This is a genomic window from Yaniella sp. (genome assembly GCF_030453185.1).
Lineage (GTDB): Bacteria > Actinomycetota > Actinomycetes > Actinomycetales > Micrococcaceae > Yaniella.
In genome coordinates, this window is sequence record NZ_JAKDKW010000132.1 from 1 (window position 1) to 3,700 (window position 3,700).

Consider the following 3,700-nt stretch of genomic DNA (forward strand, 5'->3'; position numbering starts at 1 on the left):
TCATGCTAGATTTTGGGCATCTACGAACGGACGTGCTCAATGTCATTCCGGAGCTAGTTCCGCGTATTTAGGCGGATGGCTCGGAATTTAGCCATTCCGAGCCACCCAGTCGCGGAGGATAGGGGATTTGAACCCCTGAGGGCTTTCACCCAACACGCGTTCCAGGCGTGCGCACTAGGCCGCTATGCGAATCCTCCTCAGAGCTTTGCAAAATAAGCACCTTGCAAAGACCAGATTTTAGCATAGCCCATCCGCTGTTGAATAAGCAAAATGGGAGGGCTGCTGCTAGTCGCAACCGTCGACACCACAGGCCTCGCCCTCGGCGCCCAAGGTTTGCAGTGGTGTCGGATTCAGCTCATCCCAAACCTGCTGTAGTGCTGCGCTAAACACCTCAACGGATTGCGCGCCCGGCAGCGCATATTTTTCAGCCAGAACATAGGTTGGCACCGCAGAGACACCGAATGCTTGGGCTTGCTCGACGTCGGCCTGGGCTTCGGCGTTAAATTCATCGGAGGTCAGGACTTCTCGAACTCGGTCCTCGTCAAGCCCCACGGAGATGGCTACCTGGACCAGTTGGTCATGGTCAGACAGGTCAAGACCGTGGCTAAAGTGCCCTGCGAGTAGTTCACGCTTAAGCTTAGGCATGATTTTCGGTTCGTCACCTGAAGTCTGGCGGTCCAGAGTTTTTGCCAAATGGAGCAAACGGTGGGCCGTCCAAGAGTTCGCAACAACGACCTCGTCCATCTGAAAATCAAGACCTGCTTCTTTGCCGTGCGAAGCGACGGTCTCTAACATTTGATGAACCTGATTCGAAGGCATGCCTTTCGTCTCAGCGAGATACTGGACTTCACTGCGGGGGTCGCGCTCAGGCAGGGTCGGATCTAGCTGGAAGGTGCGGTAGTACACGTCAACCGAATCTCTGTTGGGGAAGTCAGCGAGCGCTTTCTCGAAACGAGTGAGCCCGATGTAGCACCACGGGCAGGCGATGTCAGACCAGATATCAATTCTCATAATTGTTACTCTGGCAGGCACGAAAGCAGGGTGGCAAGACTGTTTCCCACGAGCGTGGAACAGCTACTGTAGATCACCGCGAGTGAACGAGTTGTCTCAAATTCGCTCTTTGGCCACAAATTGGTAATATGGACCCCGGCCCCTCACGCGGTGCCATCTTACTTAACTCCCCCAGGGCAGGAATGCAGCAAGGGTCGGTAGGCTCTGACAGGTGCGTGAGGGGTTCTAAGTTTTAACACTGCTCCGCTCATCGTTGGGGTCATAGACCAACAGCCAGCCATGCGCGGTGGGCCGGGTCGTCAGGGACACCCATCGGGCAGGTCCGGGCGAATAGCAAAAATGTGTTCAGGCTGTTTGTGTTCAAGCTGTTCGTGCCAGAGCTTGTACATGGCTTCAATCTTCCCTAGCAGCAGTGCTCTGACCTGCGGGTTTTCGGTAGCGTCCCACATACCTTCGAGTGCTATTTCAAAGTTCTTGCTTTTGACTGGACATGACTATCTTTCGACGTCCGCGAGCGTATGCAACATGTCGAAATGCGATGCGCTGCGCTGTTGCTCACTTAACGGCCAAAATTTGCGGCTGATGAGGCAAAACTATGCCGGGACCCTTGGGAAGGCCTGTGACCGGTGTTACTGTAGAACAACCTACACACTCTACACCGAGGGACAAGATGAGCACTTTTGCGAAGAAAAAGTTTCCACTACTGGGGCGCCTCACGGCCATCGCTGCCGTGTCTGGTCTTGCATTGACCGCTTGTGGTGACGACGTTGAGACTGCAGATACCGGCGATGCAGACGGCGAAACCATCGAGATGGCTATTTTCCAAGGTTGGGAAGAAGGCATTGCAGTATCAGAACTTTGGGCCTTGGTCCTGGAAGATGAAGGCTACACGGTCAACAAGACCTACGTTGATCTAGCGCCGGGCTATTCAGGCATTGCCACCGGTGATCTGGACTTCGTCATGGACGTCTGGCAGCCAGTCACCCACGCTGACTATATTGAAGAATACGGTGATGACATCGAGCTGGTTGGCGAATGGAATAATGACGCCCGCCAGGTTATCGCCGTTAACGCGGACGCACCGGTTGACTCCCTTGAAGACCTTGCTGACAACGCTGATCTCTTCGACAGCAAACTCGTCGGCATTGAACCGGGCGCAGGCTTAACCGAACGCACTGAAAGCTACGTCATACCAGATTATGGGTTGGAAGATTGGGAATTCACCACCTCATCTACCCCAGCCATGTTACAAGAACTTGATACTTCATTAGCCGCCGGTGACAACATCGCAGTCACTTTGTGGATGCCGCACTGGGCGTTCAACAGTTACGACATCAAACCGTTGGATGACCCACAAGAGGCACTTGGGCAAAAAGAAAATATGACCACGTTCGCACATAGTGAGTTCTCCGACACCCAGCCTGAAGTCTTCAACTGGTTGGCCGATTTCAAGATTGACACCGAAACTTTGCAGGACCTTGAAGAAGACTTGTTCGTAGCGGAAGTCGACCAGGATGATTACCCGAACACAGTCCGTGATTGGATGGAAGAAAATCAAGAATACGTTGATTCGCTGACTCCGTAGTCTACTGCAGTTACACAACCTGGCAGGCGTCGTCGAAGGATAGCCGGCCGGCACGGTCACGCACCGCATTGACATCATCGTCATTTGGCCCCCAGCCAACATTGATCATGACCGCGGTCTTCCACCCGTTGTCGGCATGGAATTCCTCGTCGACGCCTGCGGCGTTAAACCCGGTCATCGGTCCTACGTGTAAGCCGTGAGCTCGCAGCGCGACAATCAGATAACCGATTTGCAAATGGCTGGATACCTTGGCCATCTTCTCGCGGACTGCCAGATCCGGATCCAGTTTCTCTCGAGCGCCATCCCGGTGGGGTGCCAAATGCGGTAGATGATCGTGCCAATTCGGATCCCATGCCGCAATAATCGTCAATGGTGCGGCCAAGGTTTTGTCACGATTGCCGGGCTTCATCTGCAAACCAAGCTGTTGTTTTGCAGCAGGTGTGTGCACCACGGTCAGACGCATCGGCTGAGAATTCATCGCCGTCGGCGCCCACCGCACATCTTCATACGCCTGCGCAATAAGTGCCGGGTCAACGGCGTCGTCAGAAAACGTGTTGGTGGTGTGGGCATTCGCGAAGATAGCATCGAGCATTTCGCGCGTTGAGATAGAGAGGTCTGTGGAACCGGATTCGGGCATAAGTTTCCTTTCGTAGGTCACCGGATTAAAGTCTAGACTGAGATTTCTGCCAGCAAATCGTACTGGTTACCACCACGACACCAGCAAGCTAGGGTATTGAGAGTGACCACCGCTTTATATCGCCGTTATCGTCCGGATTCGTTTGCACAAGTCATCGGTCAGGAGCACGTGACCGTGCCGCTGGCCAATGCCATAGACAAGCACCGGATCAATCACGCCTATTTATTTTCCGGCCCGCGCGGCTGTGGTAAAACCACCTCAGCGCGCATTTTGGCACGCTGTTTGAACTGTGCCCAAGGCCCGACGGCCACACCGTGTGGTCAGTGCGATTCGTGCACTGATTTAGCCACCGGCGGGTCAGGTTCGCTGGATGTCATTGAAATTGACGCGGCGTCGCACGGTGGTGTGGACGATGCCCGTGACCTGCGTGAGCGCGCCACATTTGCGCCGACTCGTGACCGGTACAA

Annotated in this window: 3 protein-coding genes, 1 tRNA gene, 1 other RNA gene and 1 pseudogene; 3 read left to right on the forward strand and 3 right to left on the reverse strand. The window is 54.4% G+C overall.

The window, feature by feature from the left end; translation table 11 throughout:
- Nucleotides 1–112: 112 nt before the first annotated feature.
- Both L0H14_RS12060 and L0H14_RS12065 read right to left on the reverse strand, forming a co-directional pair.
- Nucleotides 113–197: transfer RNA gene (locus L0H14_RS12060), tRNA-Ser, on the reverse strand.
- A gap of 88 nt (nucleotides 198–285) precedes the next feature.
- Nucleotides 286–1,011 (reverse strand): DsbA family protein, encoded by a 726-nt coding sequence (locus L0H14_RS12065; RefSeq protein WP_301421952.1) that lies wholly within the window; start codon nucleotides 1,009–1,011, stop codon nucleotides 286–288.
- A 134-nt stretch (nucleotides 1,012–1,145) separates the two neighbouring features.
- Between L0H14_RS12065 and ffs the strand changes: the two genes are divergently transcribed.
- Nucleotides 1,146–1,242: signal recognition particle sRNA small type (ffs, locus tag L0H14_RS12070), an RNA gene on the forward strand.
- 439 nt (nucleotides 1,243–1,681) lie between these two features.
- On the forward strand, nucleotides 1,682–2,596 hold the full coding sequence (locus L0H14_RS12075; RefSeq protein ID WP_301421953.1) for a glycine betaine ABC transporter substrate-binding protein: 915 nt from the start codon (nucleotides 1,682–1,684) through the stop codon (nucleotides 2,594–2,596).
- A gap of 10 nt (nucleotides 2,597–2,606) precedes the next feature.
- Here L0H14_RS12075 and L0H14_RS12080 read toward each other — a convergent pair whose 3' ends face one another.
- Nucleotides 2,607–3,233 (reverse strand): malonic semialdehyde reductase, encoded by a 627-nt coding sequence (locus tag L0H14_RS12080; RefSeq protein WP_301421954.1) that lies wholly within the window; start codon nucleotides 3,231–3,233, stop codon nucleotides 2,607–2,609.
- A 102-nt stretch (nucleotides 3,234–3,335) separates the two neighbouring features.
- Here L0H14_RS12080 and L0H14_RS12085 point away from each other — a divergent pair.
- Nucleotides 3,336–3,700: pseudogene (locus L0H14_RS12085) on the forward strand (DNA polymerase III subunit gamma and tau); the annotation flags it as partial.

Bases quoted from the DNA above. Each gene is read 5' to 3' on its own strand.
- L0H14_RS12065 (WP_301421952.1), bottom strand. From the start codon at position 1,011: ATGAGAATTGATATCTGGTCTGACATCGCCTGCCCGTGGTGCTACATC.
- L0H14_RS12075 (WP_301421953.1), top strand. From the start codon at position 1,682: ATGAGCACTTTTGCGAAGAAAAAGTTTCCACTACTGGGGCGCCTCACG.
- L0H14_RS12080 (WP_301421954.1), bottom strand. From the start codon at position 3,233: ATGCCCGAATCCGGTTCCACAGACCTCTCTATCTCAACGCGCGAAATG.